Source organism: Candidatus Uabimicrobium amorphum (assembly GCF_009002475.1).
GTDB lineage: Bacteria > Planctomycetota > Uabimicrobiia > Uabimicrobiales > Uabimicrobiaceae > Uabimicrobium > Uabimicrobium amorphum.
In genome coordinates this window covers 8,022,794-8,048,851 of record NZ_AP019860.1, presented here as the reverse complement: position 1 = coordinate 8,048,851, position 26,058 = coordinate 8,022,794, and the positions used below count along the sequence as shown (strand labels likewise).

Here is a 26,058-nt window from a genome sequence, read left to right as displayed (position 1 = left end):
AATTACTTAAAAATACCATCGTTGTACAGAAGTTGTGAATATGCCTTGGCACCTTTTTTGTTAAGGTGTACACGATCAACAAAGTAGTTCTCAGGGAACTGGGCTTGGGAATAATCGTAGATTTTCAAGCCGGTTCTTTGGGTAATTTTTTCCTTCCACATTTGAAGATTTTTTACTTTGGGTACAAAATCGGGGAAGAGTGGCTGTATCATCAATTTTATCTCGCAATTTTTGCTTTTGGCAAACAAAGCCAGCTCTTTGATTTTTTCCAGATCCTTGTTGTCGGCTCTAAAAGTAACACTTTCTATTTGTGCAATACTTTTTTTGATTTGTTGAATGTTGCCTTCTTGGTGCAGTACCCAATTTTGGTCATTTTTGAACATGTAGTAAAGTACACGTAAAAAAACCTCTCCTCGGTAACGGTATATATGTGAAAAATTACACCACCAGTACAATTTGGGATATTTTTGTGCGACGAGGGGACCAATGTTTTGCGAAGATTGGTACGGGGTAAAGTTGGCGATTAATTTTTTGCTATTGTAGTTGAGCATGGTAATTTCCCACAGGATGTATTTGGGAGCCGGATAGATCTCAAGGTAGTCTCTTATGAGAGCGCAAGCCAGTTCTGTTGGCATTGAATTGTAACTGAGGTTGATGACTTTTTGTTTTGTCTTCTGTGCGATTGTGGGGGAGTGAAATACCAAGCCTCGTGAATTTCCGATGAGTATATACTTACTGTGGGCGGTCTTTCCGTAAAGTCGCGAGTAGCGAAATTGACTTTTTTGTACGGTGTATTTAAGAACTTCGCCGATAATTCGATCTCCCACGAACACCACGGTGACAAATAGCAAAGTCCAAACTTTGGGATTATTAAAATTGAAAGTAAATAAACGCTGTTTCATTGAAAGTACCTAGTAAAGCGATCGTCCATAAAATAGTTGCAAAAATAAATATACGTAGTCGTGGATGGTGAAGTATTACGTTGGTGAAATTCCATTTACAGTGCGCGATTTCGCATGTAAGTAACAATAAGATAACAAATATACTCTTCACCAGCGGAAATTTATTTTTAAGATTGTGTAATGACCAGTCACCTGTAAAGATGAGATGAAAAATTTCTAGGGCCTTGGTGAAAGATTCACTGCGGAAAAAAATCCAGGCGGCACATGTGAGAATGTATGTCGTTGTCATTGCTAGGGCTATTTGAACAATGTGCGGTAAATAGCGATTCACTCTCTGATACAAGGGAGATGCCATACGTTGCAAAATTAAGTATAACCCGTGTAGGAAACCCCAAAATACAAATTTCCAATTCGCTCCATGCCACAAACCACCTAAAAGCATCGTAATGAGTAAATTTTTATACGTGTTTATGCGGCCATTGCGATTTCCTCCAAGAGGGATATATACATAGTCTCGTAACCAACTCGATAACGAAATGTGCCAGCGTGTCCAGAACTCACTAAAATTTCGCGAAAAGTACGGCATGCGAAAGTTTACGGGAAACTCAAATCCCAACATCCTTGCAAAGCCGATGGCGATGTCCGAATATCCCGAAAAATCGCAATAAATTTGAAAAGAGTATAAAACAACACCCAATGTTATGTTCAGGGCATTGAAGTTGTTAGGAGCCGTAAATACTTGGTCGATGACAATGACCAACGAATCGGCGACAACGATTTTTTTGAAATAGCCAACGAGAACTTGCGCAAAACCCAGTGTGAACTGGTTCCAATTGAACTTTTGATCTTGATGGAACTGTGGTAAAAGTTGTCGCGCTCTGACAATAGGTCCTGCGACGAGTTGTGGAAAAAAAGCGATATAAGAGGCAAACATAATCGCGTTTTTTTCGGGGAGAATTTTGTTGCGATAAACGTCAATGGTATAGCTCATGGATTGAAATGTATAGAATGATATTCCCACAGGTAGGATAATATCTAGAGTTTGCAAGTGGGTGTTTTCGCCAAATACATGTATTAATATAAGTGAAAATGAGTCGATAAAGAAATTGCAATACTTAAAGAAACCGAGCACTGCTAGGTTGGTACATACACTTACGACGAGTAACAGACGTCTTTTCCGCACAGTAGATTCGCGATGCAAATATTGGGCAATAAAAAAATCGACGGCGGTGGAAAAAGCGATTAGAATAAGAAAACGATAATCCCACCAGCCGTAGAAAACATAGCTGCAAAGTAAAATCCACAACAAGCGATATTGTCCACGAAGATAAAAGTAAATAGTGGTAAAAATAAACGCAAAAAAGAGAAAGGCGATGCTATTAAAAAGCATTGTATTTTCTCTCTACGGTGCTAGACGCTTTGTTGTCCATGAATTCTCTTCTTTGTAAAAGCAGATGCGGTCGTGAAGACGGTTGGTTCTTCCCTGCCAAAATTCGATTAATGACGGCACTATGCGATAACCACCCCAAAATTCCGGGCATGGTACGCTTTGTGTGTATTTTTCTGCTATGCTTTGAGAATTTTCGTCTAACAACTCACGATTAGCAATAACAGTACTTTGCGGAGAGGCCCAAGCGGAAATTTGGCTTCCGCGTGGACGACTGTTGAAATACGCGACAGTTTCTTCGCGCGAAATTTTTGCGACTTGTCCTTCTATACGCACTTGTCTATTGAGTTTTCCCCACCAAAAAACCGCGGAGCAGTGTCCATTTTCTTCCATTTCTTTGGCTTTACGGCTGCCATAGTTGCTAAAAAAAGTAAAGCCGCGTTCATCGTATTTTTTGAGTAATACGATTCGGACCGCCGGAACCATACTTTTTCCTACAGTAGCCAAAGCCATGGCGTTGGCTTCGGGAATTTCGGCGTCAATCGCTTCTTGTATCCACTTCGCAAATTGCTCAAATGGATTGTCACTTAGATTTGTAGCACAAATTCCTTCATTGCCATATTCTTTGCGAATGTTATTTAAGTTTTCCATGTTTTTCCTCTATGATAATTTTCTGCTGGTAATCTATATTTAACTGTGTATTTTGTGGATTGTTGTGCATGATGTATTTCGCGAGTTCTGCAACAACTAATTTCTCGATAGCCCGCTGCAATGGTCTTGCGCCATAAAGTTCATCAAAACCTTTGTCTAAGAGTAAATCGATGACGGTGTTCGTGAACGACAAATGTAAATTGTTATTTTTCACACCGTCGCGCATTGATATTTCACTTAATTCTTTGTGAATGATTTTTTTTATATTATCTTTGTCGAGAGGATTAAAAACAACAACCATGTCTAGACGGTTAAAAAACTCAGGACGAAAAAATTTGCGAATGCTCGATTCATATTCGCGGCTTTCTTGAGGATTAAAACCCATTGTTGTGGAAGATTTTGCTCCCAGGTTCGAGGTCATGATGATAATTGCGTTGCGAAAATCACTCACACGACCAAAGTTGTCCACGAGAATACCCTCGTCTAGGACCGTGAGTAGCGTATCAAAAATAGCAGGATGTGCTTTTTCAATTTCATCAAATAGCACTACGCTAAACGGTCGTTCGCGTATTTCCCTGGTGAGTTTTCCGATCTCGTTCCCCTCACCAATAAGACGAGATATTTGCGCAGGGTGTTGAAATTCGCTCATGTCTAAGCGAATGAGTGGATGTTTTTTTTGTCCATGACCAAAAAAATATTCCGCAAGTGCGCGCACACTTGCCGTTTTACCTACTCCTGTAGGTCCGGCGAACATCATTGTGGCAATAGGTTTTTGCGGGTCATTGAGGCCGGATTTAAAAACCTTTATTACTGTACATATCTTGTCGACCGCTTGTTGTTGTCCAATAATACGCGAGGAAAAAAAATCGCGTAGTTGCTCTCTATCAAGAGGTAAGTGATCATCGAGAAATAGCCGCGGCATACCTGTTTTCTCGATGAAGGTTTCGATAATATCGTTTTCATACACGTTATTTTTTCCACGCAAAAAGATATTATTGAAGCACTCACTAAGAAATGTAGCTATTTTGCCCGGAAAGCTTTCGTACTTTACAAAGCGTTTCAACAAACGATACGTAATTTCTAAGGCGCGTTGTTCTACATCCACATTCAGTTTATCAAGCGCATGGTTTTGAAAATTGTGTAAGATTTTGAAAATCTTGTTACGTGGCATTTCTTCAATGCGCACAATTTGAAAGTACTGGATAAATTCGGGTAGTAAAGTATAACAACGATCCAGCTCATGTGGTGTTAACTCTGCGACAATTTGTATACGTCCATCGCGTAGATAAGACGATATATAAGCGGCAATAGAATCTTCTGCTCCTTGACCGCCTACCGTAAACATTTCCATGAAATTGATGAGCCATAATATACCGCGAATGCGTTGCAAATCATCAAGCATATCTTCGCAAATGTCTTCCCATTCACCAAGAAACTTCGCTCCTGAGGTAATGCGATTTGGTGAAGTACGCCAAAAATATGTACGGCGTTTTTCATAAGGATTGTTTTCGCGTTGTATTTGAAAAACTTTGCGAATCACTTCTTGTAAAATGACACTTTTACCAACACCACGGTCTCCTACGAGTAGGATATTCGCTTGCTCTTTGACGATTTTTTCCACAATGAGTTGTACCGTATCCGTTTGCTCCCAAGCGGCTTCTGGGAATATACGCATATTTCGCTGCGCATTTTTAGAACGTGGAAAGCGTTCGGCGATACGCGAAAGTACGGGAGCTTCTTTTTCCGGAGAAAAATGTACGACAAAGTTTTTTTCTTTACTGCGTACGGTGAAGTCTTGTAGCCATGGTTTACTAGGCATAATATAGCGATGCAGTTGTTCCGGTGTTAGGCGTTGAAAAATGTTCTTGGAAAAATGCTCAACGAGACTATTGACTTGGTCTAAATTGTAAAAGAAAAAGCTTTCATTCAAAAAAGGCATAAAACATTCGTAAAACCCTTGGTTATTTTTACCGTAAACCGCAGCAATGGAAATCTTCATGGTGGACGTGGTGGGGTACATTCCGTCTTTTTCTTTATAGCCTGGACGAACCTCTACATGTAGGATTTTTAATTTGGCATCATGAATACGCGGTTCCGCATCAAAGGGATTTTTTTCCAAGTCTCGTGCGAGTTGTGAACTAAGCATTGTGGTTATTTTTTTGGCACTCTTACTCACCACTTCATACTGTGTACCCAGTAAATGCCCACAGACGAGTCCCTGATCAAGTTTCCAACACAATGCGTAGTATTTAAATATCTCCATCGCCACTTCCAAATTTATTTGCAAAAAATATAAGTTGCCAATCTTGTAATGACATATCTATTTTGTTGATAAGTCCTGTGCGTAAATCGGTGACTGTTCCATCGTCGGTACTTGGACAGTATATACGCAAAATTTCGTTGTTTTTGTAAGGATAATCGGCCAGCGTTTTTGTTCCCGTTTCTAATTGAAGAAGCCAATTATGATAACAGTTGTTTTGTTTTTTTATCCACGAGTCTCTTTTGTGACGTTTGGGTTTTTTCGTTAAGTGTAAACGTATGGGGATAGGTGGTTGGTGTGGAAGATAAAACATATGTATTCCCATTTCACTGCGAAAAAAGTCCCATAAACGCGGTCCTTCGCCCACAAAAATAATTTCGTTGGGTTTGTCATGCGTTAGAATTTCAACATTCATATCCAGTGATTTGATAAAATTGATATAACAATGCTGCAAATACTCAATATTTTGCAGACCACGTCCTTCGACACAAGAACTTAAATGAAAATGTACCATATCTTTGTTGCCCATTGCCGTTTCAATGCCAAAAAACTGTATGTAGGCGAATTTGAGAAAGTACTCCACAGACTTGGCTTCATTGTCGGTGACAAATTCGGGAATATTCCCATAGAGTTCATCGAGGTAACTAATCATATCGTCATGGGCAAGAATTTCATTTGGGTTGAGATATGGCTCATAACTATACCAAGATTTGCAGAAAGTTTTCTTTAGAGGAGGTGCGTTTACAGATCCTTGTAAATTCTTTACACTCTCGTAGTCGTGCATACTCCATATATCACTTTCTACGGTATTGCGAAAGTCTTGGAGTTTGTCTTTGAAAAGATAGTAAGACCAGTTGTCTTTCTCGTAATGTTCGTCGTTGTCAAAATAGTCATCCATCAACGAATCGGTTTTGCGTTTCATGTCTTGTAAAAACGGCAGTAAATCATTCTCTGTGATACGCGGCGGCAGGCATTTTTGCGAAAATGGTTTTATTTTTTCCAGTGCGACAATGTGAGGAACAAATTGATTTTTATGTAGAAAAATATCAAATATAATGGGGGTCGTTGACGCAACGCCCACGAGTTCTTCGGCGACCATAAACGTGAGGTCTTTTTCAATACTTCTTTTTAATGCGCGTGCTCCTAGGTCTGGGTCGAAACCTTTGTGTGCCACTTGTTGTAAGGCTTTTTCTGACACGTTAAAAATGACGGTGCGCCGCAAAAAACCGTCGCGTTCGAGAAGATTGTTGATTTGCAGTCGTGCTATTTTAATGAGATGCTCTAACGAGAGCTTGCGAAACGTGACGATTTCATCAATGCGATTTAAGAATTCTGGACGAAAGAAATTTTCTACCTCTTTGGTATACACATGTTGATCGCGCTGTGGATGATCGTGAAATCCCACTTGCTGTCCCACGCGTTGTGCCCCGATATTCGAGGTCATGATGATCACCGTTTTCGTGAAGTCAATGGTACGTCCAAGAGCATCGCTTAGTCGTCCCTCTCCTAAAACTTGCAATAGTAAATCGTGAATGTTGGGGTGAGCCTTTTCTATCTCGTCAAATAACAAAACGCAGAAAGGTTGGTGTAGTATTCTTGTTGTGAGAAGTCCTTGGGGGTTTTGTATGTCTCCAATTAAACGACTTACCGCTCCACCATCGACAAATTCATTCATGTCAAAGCGCACAATTTTGTCTTCGCTGGTAAATAGATATCGCGTGAGAACTTTTGCCGCTTCGGTTTTTCCTACACCTGTAGGACCAATGAATAGAAAAGTGGCAAATGGTTTTTCGGGATCACAAAGACCTGATTTTATCAAATGAATTAAGTTGGTGATGGCATCAACTGCTTGCGATTGACCAATAAGAGTTGTGGAAATTTTTTCGCGGACTTCATTTTTGTGAAAGCGTGATTTTTTATCGAAGAAATGTAAATCCATGTGGCTAATTAGGCTGAATTCACGATGCACTTGTTCGATGTCCACCACTTTGTTTTTGTACTTCACCGCAATGCGATGTAAAAATTTACTCACGCTACCCGGTAATTTTTCCAAGCGCAAGTATGTTCTCTGCAGATGGAAAATGGCGGAGAGTGCTTCGTGGGTGATTTCGACATTATGTTCTTTTTCGACCACAGCGCGTTGTTTTAATATCATTTTTGTACTATCGACAAACGCGGGCTCTTCGATGCGAATCACTTGGAATAAGTCACTGAAGCGTCTATCCCACTCTTGAACTAATTTCCACTTTTCTGGTGTGGTTTCTAGTACCACTTGCAGATCTCTTTTTTCGAGATGCGTTTTCAACACATCGCTAAGACACATATTGTTTTGTGCGCTTTTTCCGATGCGCAATAACGCAATGACGTTATCAAAGACCACCACATCGTTTTTAGGTACGTTCTTTTTCACTTTTTTGCGGCGTGTTTTTACATAGGCAAGTATTGCCTCAAAACGTTTTTGCCACATACCAACAACACTCATGCCCGCAATAATTCTCGTGGGATCTATATGCCAGACCTTAACTAATCTTGAGATGTCGTATTGATTATTTTTGTGCATGTAGCGGTGTATACTTTCGTGGATGATGGATGATTTTCCCACACCGCGTTCACCGAGAAGAACAACGGGAGTATTTTCTTTGCTGTAGATAATTTGTGAAAGGCGTGTCACATAATCGTCGCGATAAAAACAGCGCAGTAAGTCATTCGGGTATAAATTGTTCAAATCACTACCCACGCGATCAATTTCCCATGCGCCTTCAAATTCAGTGTGTCCGCCAAATAAAGCGGCAAAAAACGAATCCATTGTCGACTCAAATGGAAAGGGACCATTGCCCACGTAAATGGTCATCTTGAAAACGCTGACATTCTCTCCCTTGGTTGTCATGTAGTCTTGCGTGGGAAAATTATCTCCCATTTTTTTGCGCTTCTCGCGGAATATTTTCTGGATATGAGTTTGCATGGCGCTGGCAAGATCTACTTTTTCTTGTTCTTTTTTCGGGAGTATGAAAAAATAATTATCAAAAGCTGGCAAACATACAACGCGGTAACCCTGCATTTCAAACCACACGGCAGTAAATGATCCGGAAATATAACGCTGCCCCACATGAAATGAAAGTTTTTGGGAAACGAAGTGAAAGTCTGGTAAAAACATAAGCCACAAAAGCTCGTTCATGTTGTTGCGTCCACTCTTGAAGCCGCGAAATTTTTTGCGTATTTCTTTGTTTAGCCCGTGTATGGCTTTACTGTAACGTGGATGTTCACTAAGAGGAGCTTTTAAAAATAACGGACGAATGCAATAGTAATTTGCTTTTTGCCATACGCGTTTTGTCTGTATAAAAATAGGAAATTCAAGTGTTACAGAGCCCATTTATTGCTTTTCATTAAAAATAATACTGTCTAAACGATGTATAAAGAGCGTACGTAAAAATTTTTGTAAAGATTCGGCGGCAGTTGCTGTCGATTCAAGACTGTATATTTTATCGACAAGTGGCAAGCCATCATTGTATTTACGACGCACTTTTTGATCTTGTACAATCTGACGACGATGTACGTTGTTGGGGGTGGTAAAGTCTGCCAATTTTTTCTGGTGAACGGTTACGAGATACTTATACTCTTCTTCTTTGTCAAACCAACTATGTACACCCTCTTCTTCTTCAAATATCAAGTAGGAGCAGGGACCTAAAATCTCTAATTCCACTCCAATGGCTTTGTCCCCTTCTTTTTCCGGAACAAGAGAATACTGGAAAGGCTGTTTGAGATAAAAATTGGCCGCCTCACGGTTTATTTCTTCTTGGAGTTCTTTGATTTCTCTCGCTTTTTTTATACGCATCTTTGATGTCCACTCTTGGTTTTCCTTATACTGTTTTTCGAGTGTTTGTAGGTCGTTGTGTAGTTCTTCCACTTTTTGATAAAATTCGTGGCGTAGCCACACGCTGTGGGCCGCAAACTTGAGTTCATAGTTGTGCGCGATTTGTTCGTATATTTTTGCCAAGTGTATTAAATGCTTATCACTACCATAAATGCCAATAAGACATTTATTGTGGTCTGATTTTAACGCCGCATACATTTGCACGACAAATTGAAAAAACAAATCGCGGTACTTTTCCACTTGTGGTTGTGTTGTAATGGGTTGCGATTGCAAATATGCTTGGGAAATGTTGGTTTCGCATTCACTGATATCTTCGATGAGAGTTTTTCCATCGCGAAGAATTTGCGAAAGTTCGGTATATTCGCGCACTTGTTGTTCTTTTTTCCAGAAACGGTCTTTTTGTTTTTTCTTTCTTCGTTCGAGCAAGTCCAATTTATTTTGCAGCGTGGTAAAATAACTGCTTTCTTCGAGTTTTTGACTCTTGCGCCTTAAGTCAGTAATGACTTGTATCACATCGTCACCCTGTGAATGTTGTCCTGATTGTTGTGGAGCTTTTACTTCAATGGAAATGTTTTGCTGTTCTTGGCTTATAAGAGCATGTAATACCGCATCTTTGCTATACAGATTTAATTTTTGGCTCAAAGGAATGACGAAGTCACGACGTAATACTCTTTGTAACTGCCGTGCGCCGTACCTGGGATCATAGCCACGCTCACATAACAAGTCTTTTGCTTGTTTGTCAATGTCGAGTTGTAACTGACGATATTTTATGCCCTGACGCGCGAGTAATTTTTGCAACTCCCTATTGACAATAAGATGCATCACTTCTTTGTTTAAGGCGGAAAAAGCGACTACCTGATCAATACGATTAAACAATTCTGGGCGAAAATACTTTTGCACTTCACGAATAAAGTGTTGCTGTGCGGAATGAGAAAATGGTTCACGAAATCCTGTTGTACCTTTGCCATAGCTTTTCGCTCCAATGTTTGATGTCATGATAATAATCGTACTACAAAAATCAGCAACGCGGCCTCTGGCGTCTGTTAAACGTCCTTCCCCGAGAATTTGTAACAGTAAGTCGTAAAAGGTGTAATGTGCCTTTTCTAATTCGTCGAATAGGATAACCGAAAAAGGATTTTTGCGAACCGCCGCGGTAAGTAGACCTTCATTGGCGTTGAATTCTCCGGTTAGACGCATTACCGAATACATATCGGAAAATTCACTCATGTCAAAACGTGTAATTTTAGAACGATTGCTAAACACAAATTCAGCGAGAACCTTAGTCATCTCGGTTTTACCAACACCCGTAGGACCGATAAATAGCAGAGAGGCGATGGGCTTGTTACCACGCGTTAGCGAAGTCTTTACCATCGATAATAGATCAATTACTGTGGTGATCGCCGCAGGTTGTCCATAGATGTTTTTGCCGAAAAACTGCTGCATATCTTGGATCGGAAGCGCTTGCTGTGGATCAATCAAAAAAGCAGGCATTCCTGTTTCTTCATAAAAAGAACGCAGTATCTGCCCACGAGAAATTTGTGGTTGCTGTGCGGTGTTGTTTAGGATGACGGATTCTAAAAAACGAATCGGCTTTCCCGGAAACCCAGAATAGGGCGTGTAGCGTTTCTGTAAACGAATAATTTCCTCGATAGCATCTTCTGAAATTTCCACCTCATACATTTTGGCAATGGACAAAACTTTATCAATAATGATTTGCTTTAATTCTTGTTGTGGCAAAGAGGAGAATTCGATAATGGTAAACAACGAACTGTATCCGGGTACGAGCGTTTCAATATGGGCGAGTTCTTCCGCACTGCACTCGCCAATGATGCGAATTTCACCGCGTTGTAGGTAATCGCGTAAATATTCCCCCATGCTAATACTGTTACCTACATACTGCCCTACTTCAAATAGTTCTGCGAGGTTATTTACAAAGAGTAAGTCTTGTTGTTCGCGTAATTCACGACACACCAAATGTAGGTTTTCCTGCCAACCACTGTCTCCGGTTAATTTTTGAATCATACTGGTGGCATTGGTTTCCCAGATGGCCGTCTCAATGGAAAATTTGTGTTTTTGTCTCACCATTTCTTGCACAAGAGCTGTTTTTCCACAACCGCTTGGTCCCACGAGAAGTATACTGCGTTGGTAACGGCCTAACAATGCTTTTTTTAGCTTTTCCCATTCCGGTTTGCGTCCAAAAGAAACTTTGGTTCCGTGGAACATTTCTGTGGCAATTTTTGGCAGTATTTTCTTTTTTTTGCGCATCTGGATATTACTGAGCTCATAAAGCGTATAAAAACCGATATCCACAGGCATTTTTGAATGGGCGATATCTTTATACCACTGAGTCTCAACGATATGTCTGACGTTTTTAAAGCGTTTTTTGCGCGCAAATTCTAACTCAATGTTTTGCCGAAGGTTTTCTTGCATAGTTTCTAAAGTTTTGCCAAACGATTCGATGCCCAAAGCAGGAACAAAACTCAGAAAATTTTCTTGGAAAGTTGTGTAGTAAAAGTAGGTAAATGACAATGATAAATCGGGGTGATTTGGTTTTGCTTTTAACTCAATAGAAATGACATCTTTGTGAACTTCGTTCTTGGTTAAGTAGCGCATTAATTGTAAGTAATGCCCGTGTTCTACAAGTTCTTTTTCCGCCAGACGCGCAAACGATGCGGCTAAAGTTTGTGGTTGTTGCCCGACGCGTATTACGTCGGGAATTAGCAACATTGAAATGATCTTTTCTCTACATGGTAGATGAATTTCCAGTATATCTACAGAAAAAGTTACCAGTTCAGACATGATATTTAAACTTCATAAATATTCTGTTGACCGATGACGAGAGAAGGATCGCGGTCAAGTTTTTGTTTGTCTTGAATAAACTCTTTGCGCTGATATTTTTGGTAGGCGACGAGGCCGATCATGGCGGCGTTGTCCATGCAGAATTTTTTGTGTGGAAAAATGATGGGGATATGGAGTTTCGTCATGGCCTGGCGGAATTTATAACGCAGGCGGTTATTCGCACTAACTCCTCCTGCGATGAGCACGAGTTTGGGACGAATTTTTTTGCATGCTTTTTTTAATTTAATAAGTAGGGCATCAATCGCCGCTTCTTGAAAAGAGGCGCAAAAATCAGGTAGAAATTCCGCAAGGGGTTTTTCTTTTTTTAGGTCGCGCAATTTATAGAGACAGGCTGTTTTTAAACCAGAATAACTAAAGTCAAAACCTTTGTTTTGGCTCATCGGTCGTGGAAGTGGAATACTCGTTCCATCACCACTAGAGGCAATTTCCTCTATGATGGGGCCACCGGGATAGCCTAGCTCTAGCATGCGTGCCACTTTGTCAAATGCCTCGCCGACTGCGTCGTCCAGTGTTTGTCCAACAATCTCATATTGGCCTTTCTCTTTTATGAGAACAATTTCGGTGTGACCGCCAGAGATCGACATGGCAATCATCGGATATTTTATTTCCGGTGGTTGCGCGTAGAAATTACCTTTACTGTTTTTTAGAAGAGGCGAGAGAACATGACCCTCCATGTGGTTTACACCAATAAGCGGTTTATCGTGCTCTATGGCTAAGTTTTTTGCCGCGTCTACGCCTACTTCTAGAGAAGGCGCGAGTCCTGGACCATAAGTGACGGCGATGGCATCTAAATCATCCATATTCATTTTGGCACGCTTTAGAGCAAGTTCTATACAGGGATTTATATTTTCTTGGTGAGCTCTTTTGGCGAGGTTGGGTACCACACCTCCCCAATTTTTATGGATGTCAGTTTGTGAAGAAACGATGTTGGACTGTACCATATCGTTTTTTAAAATAGCAACAGCCGTATCGTCGCATGAGGTATCAATAGCTAAAATGGCAATATCCATAAGAGTCCTTTACTGGAAAGTACAGAGTAGCGCCTATGAAAAAGCAAGGCGCTACAGCCGTTAACTTGTCTGTAAATTGCTGCGTATTGTGGCAATTCTTTGTAGAACAGGCGGATGAGAATAGTGTAAAAATACATAGAAAGGATGCGGTGTTAAATTTGATAGATTGTCGCGTGAAAGTTTTTTGAGCGCACCGATGAGCGCATGAGGATCTTCTTCCACAGTTTCAATGGCAAAACGATCCGCGGCAAATTCATTTTTTCGTGAGAAAATTTGCATAAAAATAGATAGTATCATCTCTATTGGTTTAAATAGCATTCCGAAAAATATTAGGCCTGCGTATACAGAAGTATTTTGCATATAAAAAGCATCAAACAAACCTTGGTGATTTAAAAATACCGATAGTAGATAGAATGTGATACCTGTGTGAATAATACCGATGACTAAGCCTTGGAAAATGTGCTTGAGTTTAAAATGGCCGACTTCATGAGCCACAACAGACACTAGTTCGGCAACGCTCTGTTTTTCGACTAAGGTGTCAAAAAGTGCAATGCGTTTGTTTTTGCCCATTCCGGTAAAGAACGCGTTGGCTTTTGTGGAGCGCTTGGACCCATCGATAATGTAAAGGTCCTTTAGGGGAAAATCTACGGATTTAGCATAGTGCATAATTTTTTCGCGCAGTTCTCCTTCTTCCAGAGGAGTAAATTTGTTGAACATTGGCATAATCCATGCTGGAGCGATGTATTGGATTGTCAGCATAAAAGCAATTGTTACTCCCCAGGCGTATGCCCAAGCATAGGGACCTGCATATGTAAAAAATGCAAGTATTCCCGATATCAAAGCACCTCCCAGAATGATGCCCAAGATCATACCTTTTAACATGTCGGCGAAGAAGACTTTTAGTGTTGTTTTATTGAAACCAAACTTTTCTTCGATGACAAAAATGCGGTACAACCGAAAAGGTATGGAGAGTATTTGTCCTGCGAATAGAAGAGTCCCTATAAAAAGTAAGCCGCTGGCAATAGGACCAAATTCAAAACTGCGAATATATTGATCTAAATAATTAAATCCGCCCAGAAACCAAAAGCTTAGAAACACGGCGAGATCAAATATATCTGTAACAAATGAATAGCGTGTCAATACACGCGTATATTTTTGTGAATTTTGATAGCTTTCTTCATCGTAAACACCATGAAATTCTTCAGGGAGTTGGTCTTTTAAAGCCCTGAGATTTAATATGTCCGAAATTAAGTTTAAAACGTAACTAAAAATGACAGTTACTAAAATAATCCAAGCATAAGTATTCACATAATTTCCTTTACAATTTTTGGCGCGCTGTTTCTAAATTTTCGATAACTTTTTCTATGGATGTACGCACCATGGGTTCTTTTATCAACATTCCCGAGATGGTCGCCGATAGTAACTGATATACTTCGTTGTGCTGTTGCATTTTTTCAGGAGTTACTTTACTTACAAGAAGTGGAACTTGTTCGGCAATAATTCGTTGGGCACAAGTCATAACATCTTGATGAAAAAAAGGCGACTTTTCGTCCCAAAGAAAAAATTGGTAAAAGGTTGCTCCTAGAGAAAAGGTATCCGTTTTTAAGTCGGTATCTCCGCGTAGTTGCTCTGGGCTCATATAATCCACTGTACCAAGAACACTCCCATCCACGGTGAGTTGCGTAAAATTATCCGCTTCTAGTGGTTTTCCTATACCTAAATCTAATATTTTTGGCTGACCTGTTGTTCTGTCGATAATGATGTTTGATGGTTTAACGTCGCGGTGTACAATACCAGCGTCATTGATTGTTTTTACAGCATTGGCAAGTTGTAAGGCGATAGATATTTTTTGTTGTAAAGAAAAAATATCCTCTTCAAACCCTAAGATTTTGTCTAAAGGTTCGCCGTTGACAAACTCTAATACAAGATATAGTGATTCGTTTTCTTCAAAAAAATCAATGGCTTTTACTACATTTGGGTGCTGTAAAGAGCTCAATAAACGGTATTCGCGTTGCAAACGTTTGCGCAATTCTACTTCATACTCTTTTTCTTCTTCCGGTATACAAATTTCTTTTATCGCGACCAGTTGATCGAGAAAAAGATCAAGAGCTTTGTAGATTTTACTCATTCCCCCTTCATCAAACATATATTTTATGTCATATCGATTTTTTAACAAGCTCACTTTTTATTCCTCAAATGATATTTAATGTTTAATAAAATTAAATTTCCCATACTATACAATGTTGCGAAAAGTAATAACACAAAAAAATCTACCAGCCATCAAAAACGTCAGAATGAGGATAAAGCACTTTTCCCTTCTATTTATTTATGATAGTATTTAGACTAAATAAAATTTGATAAAAAAGTTGAAATAGTGTTTGCCAATTGCGCTTTCAGAATGGAGAGTCATTAAAATGAAGATAATATTTTGTGCAATAATTCTCATTGCATCGTTATGTGCACAGCCCATACCGTTTGATATTGAAATAGAAGAACTTACTTTTCATAGTGAAATACCTGCCTTACACTCTTTTTCACTTGCGGAACACAAAGACGAATGGCTTGTTGTCGGAGGTCTTACAGATGGTACACACGGAGATGGAGAACAAGTTTTTGCGACAGGACAGTTTCCACGACGAAATTTCAATAAGAGTTTATGGGTAATTTCTCCAAAGTCAGGGAGCGTACATTCTGTAAAAGTACCACAAAACTTAAGTGCGTCTTTGAATGTTGCCAATGCACAGCACTACCAAGTAGGTTCAAATTTGTACATTGTTGGTGGGTACGGTTTGAATGAAAAAAATAAATACGATACAATGGGAGTGATCACGTGCATCAATGTACCTCTCATCATGGAGGCGATTAAGAAAAAACAATCGATTACCAAACATATATGGCAAGTTTCCGATGAACGTTTTCGCGTTACAGGTGGTGAGTTAAAACACATAGACGGTGATTTTTTTCTGGTGGCGGGGCAAAAATTTATCGGGAAATATATGGGAAATGAAAAGCAGCAGTACACGTTTGAAATTCGCCGTTTCCAAGTGGATCACGATAGCAAACAAATCAAAAACTATCAGGCTATCGGTGATGACAGTTTGTATATTCGCGAAAGTAACCGTGTAACTACACTAGCCAATAAGAAACGTTTTCGCCATGATTTAAGCCGTATTGTACGACCAGAGATTTCCAAAACGGTGGAACTGCATAAGCGCTTGTTTGATAAAGAAAGAGCTGGTGGTGGCAATGACAAAGACAGTCATTTGCGTCGTCGCGATCTAAATGTCACCGAGGCCGTCTTCCCTGACGGAACAAGAGGTTTTACTTTATATGGTGGTGGTTTTCAATACTCTGCTATCTTACCGTCGATGCACCAAAGCCCGATTTTTTTCACACCACAAAAGAATTTTGCGAACTGCCATGCCATGATCGACATGAGTTTCGAACAAACCATGAGCTTGTATACCTGTGCACACATGATTCTCTTTGATTCACAAAAGGCAAGTTTACATACTGTAATGTTTGGTGGAATCAGTGCCCATGTGTACGATGAAAGAAACGATGAGGTCGTTCGCGATCGAATGCTACCATATGTCAACAACATTTCGGTAGAAACAATTAGCGGTAACAAATCCCCTCAAAGCTGGCAATCCAAAGAAACGATCGTAAAAAAAGACTCACGAGCACAAACATTTGGTAAAGATGGATTTTTTGGCACAAATGCGAAATTCATTTTGAACAGTATGGGAAGACAAGCTGTGTACCAAGGTTGCGATGAGGTTATGGATATACAAAAATTACAACAACTCACCGCGGATTCTATCACCGTTGGTTACATCTACGGCGGAATTCAGGCTTTGAAACAAAATTTTGGAAAAACAAAGGCATGCAATAAGATTTTCGCCGTACGTTTAAAAAAATAGGAAACCGAGTCCATAGTTCACTTGCGTTTTCACATCGCATTGTAGGGGCGGACCTAGTGTCCGCCCGTTCTCGAAAATACAGGTAGATGTTCTAAAACAAATTTTCCGCCCGTTTCAGTTCACTGGAATATTTTTGCGTAGCGATAATATATTTCCAAGGAAAGAATACTTAAGGTCGTGGCATATATTCTTCCACCAGCACCACACCTTTTCCCCACAGGTGGCCACGAACCATTTTCACATCCGCTTTGTTGTTGGCGATCGACCAATACCTTCTTTAGTCGGTCATTCCACTGGGGCCAATAATCTTTGCCCATTTGGAACATCGCCAGTGTTCCGTAGTACCAATAGTAGTAATTGACTTGGTTGTGCCCCTGTGAATTTTGTTCCCAGGTCGGCAAATTTTGCAACAACCACTGCGCACCACCTTCGAAATGTGGTTCATTGCGTTGCGATTTCATAAAAACGCGAGCGGTCATCGCTACTGCGGTCATCGCTTCGCTTTTGGCAAATATATCGGTGACGTAAGACACCGCTAGTTGTTCACCATCAATGATGTATTGCTTGTTGTTGTGTGTGTCGTTTAGTACCCAACTAGTATTTTGACTTTTTGCAACACTAGAACCCAACGCCGACGCAATACCTGTAAAATGTTTCTGTTGTAGAGTCGCATAGCTAGAAATTGTGTGTCCGTTGCGGCGAAAAATGTTTTGCAAATCAGAACTCACAACATTTTTTGTCAATGTTTGACGAAACTGGTTAGGTAGTTGAAACAATGGCTTGGTTGTCATGACCGAGTTCTCAAATTCAATATTTCCACTTTTTTGACGGTACCCCACGCGATATTCTGGAGAAGTGACCTGCGATAGAAAATCACGTGCGCCATCAAAAGTGCTCTCGGGAATCTCGATACCGGCTAGCCTTGCAGCTCGTAGTGCCATGATGCACCAACCCATGACCGAAGTGTCGTCATCTCCTCGACGAAAAGTATAGCGCCAGCCACCACCAGGAGTTTGCGCTTTTAGCAAAAATTGTATTGCCTTTTGTGTGGCAATTTTATAGCGCGGATTATGATTAGAAAGTGCATATGTTTCTGATAAAGCCATTGTGGCGATAGCATGATTGTACATATGCCGCGGTAGTTGACGGTCACCAATACAACCTTCGCTGTCTTGCGATTGGATGAGGTAATGGACTCCTTTTTTTACTTGTTGTTGATAATTGCCAACAGTGGATGTGTGTCCCGCGCCCAAAAAGCAGAGTAAAGCCAATGATGTCATTGCCACATCGTATTGTGCGTGACCGTCTCCGTTACAACAACCTACATAGGAAGGATCGGAATTGCATTTACTACGATAGCCGTCGGTGTCCCAACTACCATTCGTACTTTGATGGCGCTTTAGCCATTTTAAACCAGCTTCAACGGCATTTTCTGTCGCGGAGTCTCCTCCCCCTTGCTGCACTAAGTCGTTTTTTCCACCAAAACGAGTGCCAAATGTTCCTCCTGCTGCTTGACCCGTGCCTACAAAACTATCGTTAGGTACTTTGTGAAATGGATTATGTGTTGCCGCTTGTTGTCCTTTGGCCATATGAAAATCTTCGGCATCTTGTGTTTGTTGATTGTCGGCAATTTGCGCTTCTCTGACACTATGTTCTTTCTCAATATTTTCGTACACTCTCGAATATTTTGGTTTTGTCAAAAACGGCTTTTTGGGTTCGGGTTTTGTTTGTTTGTATTTTTCGAGTTGTATTTCTACCGTGTACTCAAATTCAGGTTGGGGAGGTGCTTGATGATAGACAATTAATGTTGCGATGACCGCAACAATCACATGAAAAACTATCGAAATCATCCACCATGGTGCCTTGGTGATTTTCTCTTCGAAAAATTCACCCAAACTTTGTTGTTCATTGTTATTGTCGTGTTGTCCGTGGGTATGCATAGGGGGTCTCCTTTTGTGCTTTGCCAAAGTTTCTTGCCGTATTACGGCGATTGTTGTGGAAACTTAAGTCGAAAGTACCAACTTTACGTTGTAGGAATGACCGGTCGTTCGCTAGCTAAATTCAAGAACGATATTTTCAAAAAAAAGTTCGGAGATAATTCGTAAAAAATAATTTTTTTTAAGGAAGGCGATGTTTTCACGTAGATATTACCTAACATTTAGCGCTTAAAAAACTATGAACGTTTGTACACGCACAGCAAAATGACAAAGGTAATGACCACCAAAACTGCAGCGTAAAAGTTTGCCAAAGGGTAATCGAGACTTTGTACCGCGTCGTAGATGGCAATCGAGGCCACTTTTGTTTTTCCGGGGATACTTCCGCCGATCATGAGTACGACGCCAAATTCCCCCACGGTATGTGCAAAACTAAGGGCAATGGCGGAAAGAATGGAGAATTTCATGTTCGGGAGCATCACGTGGTATAATGTTTGCCATTTTGATTTTCCCAGGCAATAGGCCGTTTCAATCCAACGTTTTGGAATAGACTCGAAGCCAGACTGTAGTGGCTTTACCATGAAAGGTAGACTATATATCAGCGAAGCCAATACCAGTCCTTCGAAAGTAAATACAAAGTGCAAACCAGTGAGAGAGTACAACAGTTTACCCATAAAACTACTTTTTCCAAAGGCAAGCAATAAGTAAAAACCCAGAACGACAGGGGGAACTACAAGAGGGAGCAAGATAATGGCTTCGGCCCATAGATGTTTTTTGGGAGAGAAAGCAAGCCAATAGGCAATGGGAACAGAGAGCACGAATAAAATCACTGTGGTTACGACGGCCAATTGCAATGTGAGAATTATTGGTTGCCACTCATACATGATGATTGTTCTCTCTATTTCGGAATGTCATAGCCATCTTTTTTGATGGTATGATGAGATTTGTGAAAGAAAGATAAAAATTTTTTGCTCAGGGCATTGTTGTTGAGCACTATGTAGCATTGCGTAATTGGTGTATAACTACGAGGGGGAATTTGCCAGTATTGTCCACTTTTCTTTGCTAGAGATAGCGGCACAATAGCTATATCGGCATTTCCGGTTTGTGCGAACTGAAAGGTCTGTCCCACATTTTTGCCAAAAACGAGTTTGGAGTGAATTTTATCCCATACTTTGTAGAACATCAGCATTTCTTTACTTTTTTGTCCGTAAGGAGCGTATTGCGGGTTGGCAATGGCGATGGTTTGGATTTTTTTTGTGGTGAGTAGAGAAATTCCCTGGTGTACTTCTAGGTCCATGTTTGTCCACAAAACTAACTTACCAGTAACATAAGCTACAGGAACATTACTATTGTTGTTGATTTTTTGAGGGTAGTGGCAATCTGCGGAAAAAAAAATGTCATAGGGAGCACCCGACTCAATTTGTGCATAGAGATTTCCCGAGGCGCCCATGACGTTGTTGACCTTTACTTGGTGGTGTTGTGCAAAATCACGACTAATTTTGCGCAGCGTTGGGAAAAAATTTGCGGCGCAGGCAATGGTGATTTGGGGTGTGTTTTGTGAATTACACCCCAATATTACCATAAGTGTAACTAGCAAATAAAAAGGACGGCGGCACATTATTCTTCCTTTTCATCGAGCATGTCTTGCGCTTCTTCTTTGATGTCTTCGTCTTCCTCTGTGGCAATCATCGCTTCTAATATTTCTTTGGTGGTGCTTGAGTTGTAAATAACTTCCGAGCGTACTGACTCATCTTCGTCTTTTGCGAGGTCTTGTAGACAATCCGCCGGAGTACTACTATTTTGGGCAACTTGTAAGCGAACTTCATAATTAGGATGCTTGGATAAATCGCGGAGGATCTCTGGGTGAGCACATGTGTAACGTGCAACTTCTGAACACATTTTCTCGGCGATCGCGGTTTCATTCTTGTTATCTAAGAGGTCGCGTAGTTTGCGAAATGTATCGTAATGATGTGCCAGTCGGTAGAACAATTCTTTTTTGGTAAAGTGTGAAGGTGAGGTACACCATTCATGTAAAATAGACACCGGTACGTTGTCATTATCCGCTACGGCAAAGCGTACTTGCCACTGAGGGTCTTTCGCTAGTTCTACTAGAACCTCTGGGGAAGTGTTGCCGTTTTGGGCAACAGCTCTACGTACTTGTAACTGTTCGTCTTTTGCCAAAAGAGCCAAAATTTGCGGTGTTGTCTTTTCATGCTGTGCGACTTTACTGCGCACATACCACGAAGAATCTTTGGCCAAAGCTTGCAAAGCTTGCGAAGAAATTTTATCGCTTAACAGAGTCCTACTGCGCACCAAGTAATGTGCATCACTGTGATAGTTACCGGGGTTGAGACTTGCGTTTGCATAGCGTTTCCACATATCCTCGGTGTTAGAACTATCACAACAAGTTAACAATAGTCCTAGAAGAGTGGTAAGCACTTTATGACGCTTCATTGTTCTTCTCCTTGCCGAAAAGTCCTTGTGTGTAAAGTCGCAAACTGATGGGAAGAAAGGACACATCGCCAAACCACGCGCTGATCATTCCCACCGCCAACAAAAGACCAAATTGGGTTGTTGGTAAAAAAGATGAGAGTAAACCGATGAGTAAAAAAGCACCGAACAAGATGAATGATGTGATCCAAATAGCACTGATGTTCATCGCCAAACTGTACGACCATTTTTTCGCAAACCCTGGTTGTTGTAAACGGTAAAAAGAGTGAAACAAATGTATGGTGCTGTCTACGGCAATACCAAAAGCAATTGAGAATACCATTACCGTTCCAATGGTCGTCGGGAAATCAAAAACTTTTAGTGCACAAGCCATACACGCAATGGGAAAAAGGTTTGGAATAATGGCGAGATAAATGACATGTATATTTTTCAAAAAGAGAGTCATTAAAATGAGAGAAAACAATACCGTAAAAAACAAACTCTCGCCCATCGATTGTAGTAAGTACATTTGTATTTGTATTACCTGATCGAGCGTACCAGTAAAGATGAAATCTTTATGAAACTTTTGCTGGGCATACAGCGCATTGATTTTAGACTTCAACTGATGAAAATGCTCACTACCTATGGCATTACACAGTATCTGTATGCGATAATAATTCTCGCTAACAAAATGTGTAAAAATATGTGGGCTATTTTCCTGGAGTTGTTTTTGCATGGTCTCCAGTGTTGTGCTACTTGCAATGGTGAGATCTTCCTCTTCATACTCTGAAAAACCAATGGTGGACTTTGTGGCAAATCTGAGGTATTGATTTAAACTGATGGTATGGCGTATATGCTCTAAAGCCTTGAGCTGTTGCTCGAATAAGGCGACTTGACGGTAGAAATTTTCTTCAAGAAATTTTCCTTGCGGTTTGGGAATCAAAATTTCGATACCACTGCTCCCCGTTATATTTTTTTGAATATACGCCGAGTTTTCGCGTATCGTGTGGTGTTGAGGAAAATATTTAAGCCCGTTGGACTCGGAAGAGTTATAGACAACAGTGACTACTCCGAGTGCGATCATCGCTATGGGAACGAGCAACCACCCTCCATTTAATTTCCCTAAAATAAATATTTTATCCTGCGGCAGTCCTTTGCCGTGGATCTTTTTTTTGTAGAGATTTAAACCAAATAACAATGAAAAACCAAGATGGGTTATATAGCAAGTTGCAAAAATAATCCATACCGAAATAGATGTATATTTTCCCAAGAGATAGATTGGTTTTACATTGGACACCATCAAAGATCCAAAGCCAATAGATGTGGTTAATGCGACGAGAAAATTGGGGATAAGTTTTTCCTTAAGTCCCGATATGTAGTCCTCGAAATACGTCAAACTAAGGAGGATGTGCATGTGCATGGCCGTTGATAAGACAAAAATCAGTACCGGAATTAAATTGGTGATGAGATTTAAACTATTCCCCATTAAACCAAAAATCCCCATAGATACCACTAGTGCATTGACAATGGCAAGTAACCACGCAATCAAAACGCCTATGCTGCGAAAAACCCAAAACATCACCAAGGAGCAAAATACGATGAGAGTAGGAAAAAATTTGGTTTTGACTTCTAGGGAACTCAATCCAAGGTGGTAGCTCACCACCGGTTCACCGGCAAAGTGTATATTCGAAATTTGTGCGTAGTGGCGAATAAAAAATGGTATTTTGTGAATGATGTTGCCAATGGCGTTTTGTTGACGATCATTGTCGTGCTCAAATACGACGAGTGCGGTATAAAAATTTTGTTTAATAAATGGAAAAATAAGTTCCTCTGAACTCTTTTGCCAACCGATTTGTTCGTCGATTTGAAACTGCAAAGAAGGTGGAGTGTCGAGTAAAAAAGAGTGGTGACGGACAACTCCTGGTTCACTGACAAGTTGCTCGATGATCTCCTCGGCAACAACAATGTTTTCTCGATTGATTTCATTGAGTTCGATACAAAGAACCGTAGTTTCGTCTCGTGGAAAGTTTTGGGCAAATGTGTGATCGTTTTGTTTGGCTACGACGGAGTTTACCATGAAAGTGGCTACGGAGTTGTTTTGTTTCACCGAAATTGCGGGAGAAACAAAGCATATAATGGTAATGATTTGTAAAAGAAATACGGCCAATGCTATTTTTTTGTTCATAATTTTCTCATCGCGAAAAAAATAAGTAAAAATATCGAAAATAAACTACACCACAAAAATGTATTTTGTAACGGGTAGTTGTCTTCAACAGAGCTGGGAGTAAAAATTTCATTATAACTATTTGTCAGGGATTTACCACCTGTTTGTGTTGCTAGCGACTGCAATAATTTGTTGTTTATTTCAAGATGACGATATTCTTTGTGATAGGGCAAGGCAAAAGTAGTGGTCGCACGCGCGACAATTTTTTCCTGGTTTTTTACCAGAACCTGTACCTTTTGTGGTGTGGATTTTCCCACAATCGAAGCTTGCCATTTCACCGGAGATATCTGCAAAAATTTATGTGGAGTATCGATTTGGTAATTTTGTGGTGGTGTTACTGTCAAGAGAAGTTCGCCCTTGTTATCCTTGATTTGTTGTACTTCCAACAATGCCTGTGGTGCGTCGACATTTTTCGCCAATAAGTGGTAGACAAGTGTACTATAGAATTGCGGATATTTTTTCCAGTCTTGCCACGTTTTATATTCCCCAGTCCATTGTAAGACGCGACCTGATTTCCAGCTCCATTGCAATAAAATAGGAGCTTTACTCTCTTTGGTCATCAATTCGACCTTGCTACCCGGCCGCGGTGTATAGTCGCTATACTTATCTATCACTGGGAACTCTTTAAATTTGGCGAGCAATTGCGTTGCGGCGGTTTTGACCACTGCATAGAATTTCTTATTGCCATCGTTGGGCTTTGGTTCTGGTGTTTCCTTAAAGTCTGGTATGGAAGGGATTTTTATTTTATTTTGTTTGGGCTGTACTTCTTCTTTGGGAATGGGGCCACGAATTTTCAAAATACGATCGACATCTTTGATGACGAGCGCACGAATATTTAAATGATCTTCTGTTATATAGAACTCCCCTCCCCCTTCATGAGCGACGGCAGCAAGAAGCGGCTCATCGAGAACCTCCCCGACACCAATGGTGGAGATTGTAATGTTACTGTTGTTCATTTCATTGACCATATTGACAATGGTACCACGTGACAATACATCGCCAAAACCGTCTGTTAGAAGTATAATGTGTTTGATGTGAGCTGGTGTGCGACGTAGTTTGGCAAATGCCATACCGAGAGCAGACCGGATAATAGTTCCTCCGCCTTGGGTGGATATTTGACTAAGACGTTTTTCTGCCCACGCAAAATCGATAATGGGTCCGAGAGGAATTACCCAGTCTGGTTCGACATCAAAAGCAATGACACCAATACTATCCTTTACCCACAAGCGCGAAATTGTTTCGAGTGCCGAACGCTGTGCGAGCTGTAATTTTTCGCCTTTCATACTTTCTGAGCGGTCAATAATAAAGACAAACGCCGCTTTTCGCGCGGTAACTTTACGTGGTTTTTTGTTGTCATTTAGCGGTTTTTTCTTTTGCTGCGGTGGCTTTTGTGTTTTGGGAGGATCTTCTTTTTGTTTGGGAACATAATCGCCGGGAAGCCACCCCGCGCTGCCTTGCCCCATCCACAGAACACTCCCACCTTTTTCGAGGTAGTTTTGCAAAATACGCTTGTTCTTTTCTGCCATTTTATTGCGGTTGATGACAATTACCGCGTCGTATTGCTCGTTGGCGGCAAACGCTGTCGCGGTTTTTATATTGTAAAACTCCAAAACTTGCGAAAGATAGTTATTGTCTTGCTGACCGATGATAACGACCTTGGGTTGTTTGATTACCGTAGTCGCTGCAGAGCCATAGTTGTTTTCCGGGCGATCGTTTGCCTCAACGGTTGCTTGGAAAAAGTAGTGACCTGACTTGAGCGGACTTCCCGAAAAATTAACGACATTTTCACCTTTGTCAACGGGTAGAGTTCTCATGATGTAGGGGTCACCATTCGCTAATATCTTTAGCCGAATGTTGCCTGCAAAATTGCTACGATAGCTTAGAGTAAACTGTGGACGTTGATGTGGATAAATCTGTGCCGCTGTGGTAAGTTTATCAAAATAGAATTCTGACTGGCGTGCAGGAGGTGCTTGGAAAAAAATAGGGATTTTGCGCGTTTTATACTGCGCAATAGTCTGCGGAGATATTTGTTGTTGTGAACCATCGCTAAACACCACAACTTTACCTGGCATTTTATTTTTGGCGATAATGGCAATCGCACCTTGAAGCGCCTCTTCGAGAACAGAGTGTGCCGCAAGGGTGATTTTTTGCGGGAGTTTTTTCTGTATAGACAACTTATCGCCAAACAATAGAAAATATATTTTATTTTTTTTTGCCTTCACCCACTCCTTGTGCAGTGGTGATGCGAGAAACTCTTGCATTTCTTTTTGAGAAATACTACGCGAAGTATCGATGCAACAAACAATGGTGTGATGTTGAACTTTTTGAAACTTGACGATGGGCATCGCAATGGCCGCAACGAGAAATATCGCAGAAAACAACCACAAAAATAATCCTATTTCCCGAGACTTGGTGAAGACCTTGTATAGAAAGATAATTAGTGGTGGAAGCAATAAAATAAAAAGAGTGGGCTGCAAAAATTCCATGGTAAAATCTCTAAAATTATTATGAGGAGTTTGACTTAAGAGAAGTCATCTAATAAAATACTCTTCAAAACTTGTATGTCGATTTACACAAGTTTTTTAGTCATTATGATATGTGAGCGTT

General features: G+C 40.5%; 16 protein-coding genes. 1 reads left to right on the top strand and 15 read right to left on the bottom strand.

All coding sequences use genetic code 11. The features are described 5' to 3' along the window. Positions 1–2: 2 nt before the first annotated feature. Genes UABAM_RS28240 through UABAM_RS28200 form a run of 9 tightly spaced genes read right to left on the bottom strand, consistent with a single transcriptional unit; the run spans position 3 to position 15,122 of the window. Positions 3–902 carry a hypothetical protein gene (locus UABAM_RS28240; RefSeq protein ID WP_151971339.1) on the bottom strand — a complete coding sequence of 300 codons (900 nt, stop codon included), beginning with the start codon at positions 900–902 and terminating at the stop codon, positions 3–5. Next, positions 871–2,292 carry an MBOAT family O-acyltransferase gene (locus UABAM_RS28235; RefSeq protein ID WP_151971338.1) on the bottom strand — a complete coding sequence of 474 codons (1,422 nt, stop codon included), beginning with the start codon at positions 2,290–2,292 and terminating at the stop codon, positions 871–873. Before UABAM_RS28235 ends, UABAM_RS28240 begins: the two co-directional genes overlap by 32 nt. 12 nt (positions 2,293–2,304) lie before the next feature. Beyond that, on the bottom strand, positions 2,305–2,940 hold the full coding sequence (gene pdxH, locus UABAM_RS28230) for a pyridoxamine 5'-phosphate oxidase (protein ID WP_151971337.1): 636 nt from the start codon (positions 2,938–2,940) through the stop codon (positions 2,305–2,307). Then, entirely contained in the window at positions 2,924–5,203 is a 2,280-nt protein-coding gene (locus UABAM_RS28225; RefSeq protein WP_151971336.1) for an AAA family ATPase, read from the bottom strand. Before UABAM_RS28225 ends, pdxH begins: the two co-directional genes overlap by 17 nt. Beyond that, on the bottom strand, positions 5,190–8,570 hold the full coding sequence (locus UABAM_RS28220; protein WP_151971335.1) for an AAA family ATPase: 3,381 nt from the start codon (positions 8,568–8,570) through the stop codon (positions 5,190–5,192). Before UABAM_RS28220 ends, UABAM_RS28225 begins: the two co-directional genes overlap by 14 nt. After that, a complete protein-coding gene (locus UABAM_RS28215) occupies positions 8,571–11,870 on the bottom strand; it encodes an AAA family ATPase (RefSeq protein WP_151971334.1) in 3,300 nt (1,099 codons plus the stop codon). Between the two features lie 5 nt (positions 11,871–11,875). After that, positions 11,876–12,940: a tRNA (adenosine(37)-N6)-threonylcarbamoyltransferase complex transferase subunit TsaD gene (gene tsaD, locus UABAM_RS28210; RefSeq protein ID WP_151971333.1), complete on the bottom strand. Its 1,065-nt coding sequence runs from the start codon at positions 12,938–12,940 to the stop codon at positions 11,876–11,878. A gap of 60 nt (positions 12,941–13,000) precedes the next feature. Next, entirely contained in the window at positions 13,001–14,248 is a 1,248-nt protein-coding gene (locus UABAM_RS28205; protein ID WP_151971332.1) for a M48 family metallopeptidase, read from the bottom strand. Positions 14,249–14,258: 10 nt separating this feature from the next. Beyond that, positions 14,259–15,122 (bottom strand): serine/threonine protein kinase, encoded by an 864-nt coding sequence (locus UABAM_RS28200; protein WP_151971331.1) that lies wholly within the window; start codon positions 15,120–15,122, stop codon positions 14,259–14,261. A gap of 232 nt (positions 15,123–15,354) precedes the next feature. Between UABAM_RS28200 and UABAM_RS28195 the strand changes: the two genes are divergently transcribed. After that, positions 15,355–16,863 carry a hypothetical protein gene (locus UABAM_RS28195; RefSeq protein WP_151971330.1) on the top strand — a complete coding sequence of 503 codons (1,509 nt, stop codon included), beginning with the start codon at positions 15,355–15,357 and terminating at the stop codon, positions 16,861–16,863. A gap of 119 nt (positions 16,864–16,982) precedes the next feature. Here UABAM_RS28195 and UABAM_RS28190 read toward each other — a convergent pair whose 3' ends face one another. From UABAM_RS28190 to UABAM_RS28165, 6 genes are all read right to left on the bottom strand, one after another. Beyond that, a complete protein-coding gene (locus tag UABAM_RS28190; protein WP_151971329.1) occupies positions 16,983–18,803 on the bottom strand; it encodes a prenyltransferase/squalene oxidase repeat-containing protein in 1,821 nt (606 codons plus the stop codon). 233 nt (positions 18,804–19,036) lie between these two features. Continuing rightward, a complete protein-coding gene (gene modB / locus UABAM_RS28185) occupies positions 19,037–19,681 on the bottom strand; it encodes a molybdate ABC transporter permease subunit (RefSeq protein ID WP_151971328.1) in 645 nt (214 codons plus the stop codon). A gap of 14 nt (positions 19,682–19,695) precedes the next feature. After that, positions 19,696–20,415, bottom strand: a complete 720-nt coding sequence (gene modA, locus UABAM_RS28180; RefSeq protein ID WP_151971327.1) for a molybdate ABC transporter substrate-binding protein — start codon at positions 20,413–20,415, stop codon at positions 19,696–19,698. Next, positions 20,415–21,251, bottom strand: a complete 837-nt coding sequence (locus UABAM_RS28175) for a HEAT repeat domain-containing protein (protein WP_173013622.1) — start codon at positions 21,249–21,251, stop codon at positions 20,415–20,417. The genes modA and UABAM_RS28175 overlap by 1 nt, the downstream gene beginning before the upstream one ends. Further along, positions 21,238–23,412, bottom strand: coding sequence for an efflux RND transporter permease subunit (locus UABAM_RS28170; RefSeq protein WP_151971325.1), 2,175 nt, complete (start codon positions 23,410–23,412; stop codon positions 21,238–21,240). The genes UABAM_RS28175 and UABAM_RS28170 overlap by 14 nt, the downstream gene beginning before the upstream one ends. Beyond that, entirely contained in the window at positions 23,409–25,937 is a 2,529-nt protein-coding gene (locus UABAM_RS28165; RefSeq protein ID WP_151971324.1) for a VWA domain-containing protein, read from the bottom strand. Before UABAM_RS28165 ends, UABAM_RS28170 begins: the two co-directional genes overlap by 4 nt. Between the last annotated feature and the right edge of the window lie 121 nt (positions 25,938–26,058).

What these genes read in the sequence shown, in the direction of transcription:
- UABAM_RS28240 (WP_151971339.1), bottom strand. Translation starts at nt 902, where the DNA reads ATGAAACAGCGTTTATTTACTTTCAATTTTAATAATCCCAAAGTTTGG.
- UABAM_RS28235 (WP_151971338.1), bottom strand. Translation starts at nt 2,292, where the DNA reads ATGCTTTTTAATAGCATCGCCTTTCTCTTTTTTGCGTTTATTTTTACC.
- pdxH (WP_151971337.1), bottom strand. Translation starts at nt 2,940, where the DNA reads ATGGAAAACTTAAATAACATTCGCAAAGAATATGGCAATGAAGGAATT.
- UABAM_RS28225 (WP_151971336.1), bottom strand. Translation starts at nt 5,203, where the DNA reads ATGGAGATATTTAAATACTACGCATTGTGTTGGAAACTTGATCAGGGA.
- UABAM_RS28220 (WP_151971335.1), bottom strand. Translation starts at nt 8,570, where the DNA reads ATGGGCTCTGTAACACTTGAATTTCCTATTTTTATACAGACAAAACGC.
- UABAM_RS28215 (WP_151971334.1), bottom strand. Translation starts at nt 11,870, where the DNA reads ATGTCTGAACTGGTAACTTTTTCTGTAGATATACTGGAAATTCATCTA.
- tsaD (WP_151971333.1), bottom strand. Translation starts at nt 12,940, where the DNA reads ATGGATATTGCCATTTTAGCTATTGATACCTCATGCGACGATACGGCT.
- UABAM_RS28195 (WP_151971330.1), top strand. Translation starts at nt 15,355, where the DNA reads ATGAAGATAATATTTTGTGCAATAATTCTCATTGCATCGTTATGTGCA.
- UABAM_RS28190 (WP_151971329.1), bottom strand. Translation starts at nt 18,803, where the DNA reads ATGCATACCCACGGACAACACGACAATAACAATGAACAACAAAGTTTG.
- modB (WP_151971328.1), bottom strand. Translation starts at nt 19,681, where the DNA reads ATGTATGAGTGGCAACCAATAATTCTCACATTGCAATTGGCCGTCGTA.
- modA (WP_151971327.1), bottom strand. Translation starts at nt 20,415, where the DNA reads ATGTGCCGCCGTCCTTTTTATTTGCTAGTTACACTTATGGTAATATTG.
- UABAM_RS28175 (WP_173013622.1), bottom strand. Translation starts at nt 21,251, where the DNA reads ATGAAGCGTCATAAAGTGCTTACCACTCTTCTAGGACTATTGTTAACT.
- UABAM_RS28170 (WP_151971325.1), bottom strand. Translation starts at nt 23,412, where the DNA reads ATGAACAAAAAAATAGCATTGGCCGTATTTCTTTTACAAATCATTACC.
- UABAM_RS28165 (WP_151971324.1), bottom strand. Translation starts at nt 25,937, where the DNA reads ATGGAATTTTTGCAGCCCACTCTTTTTATTTTATTGCTTCCACCACTA.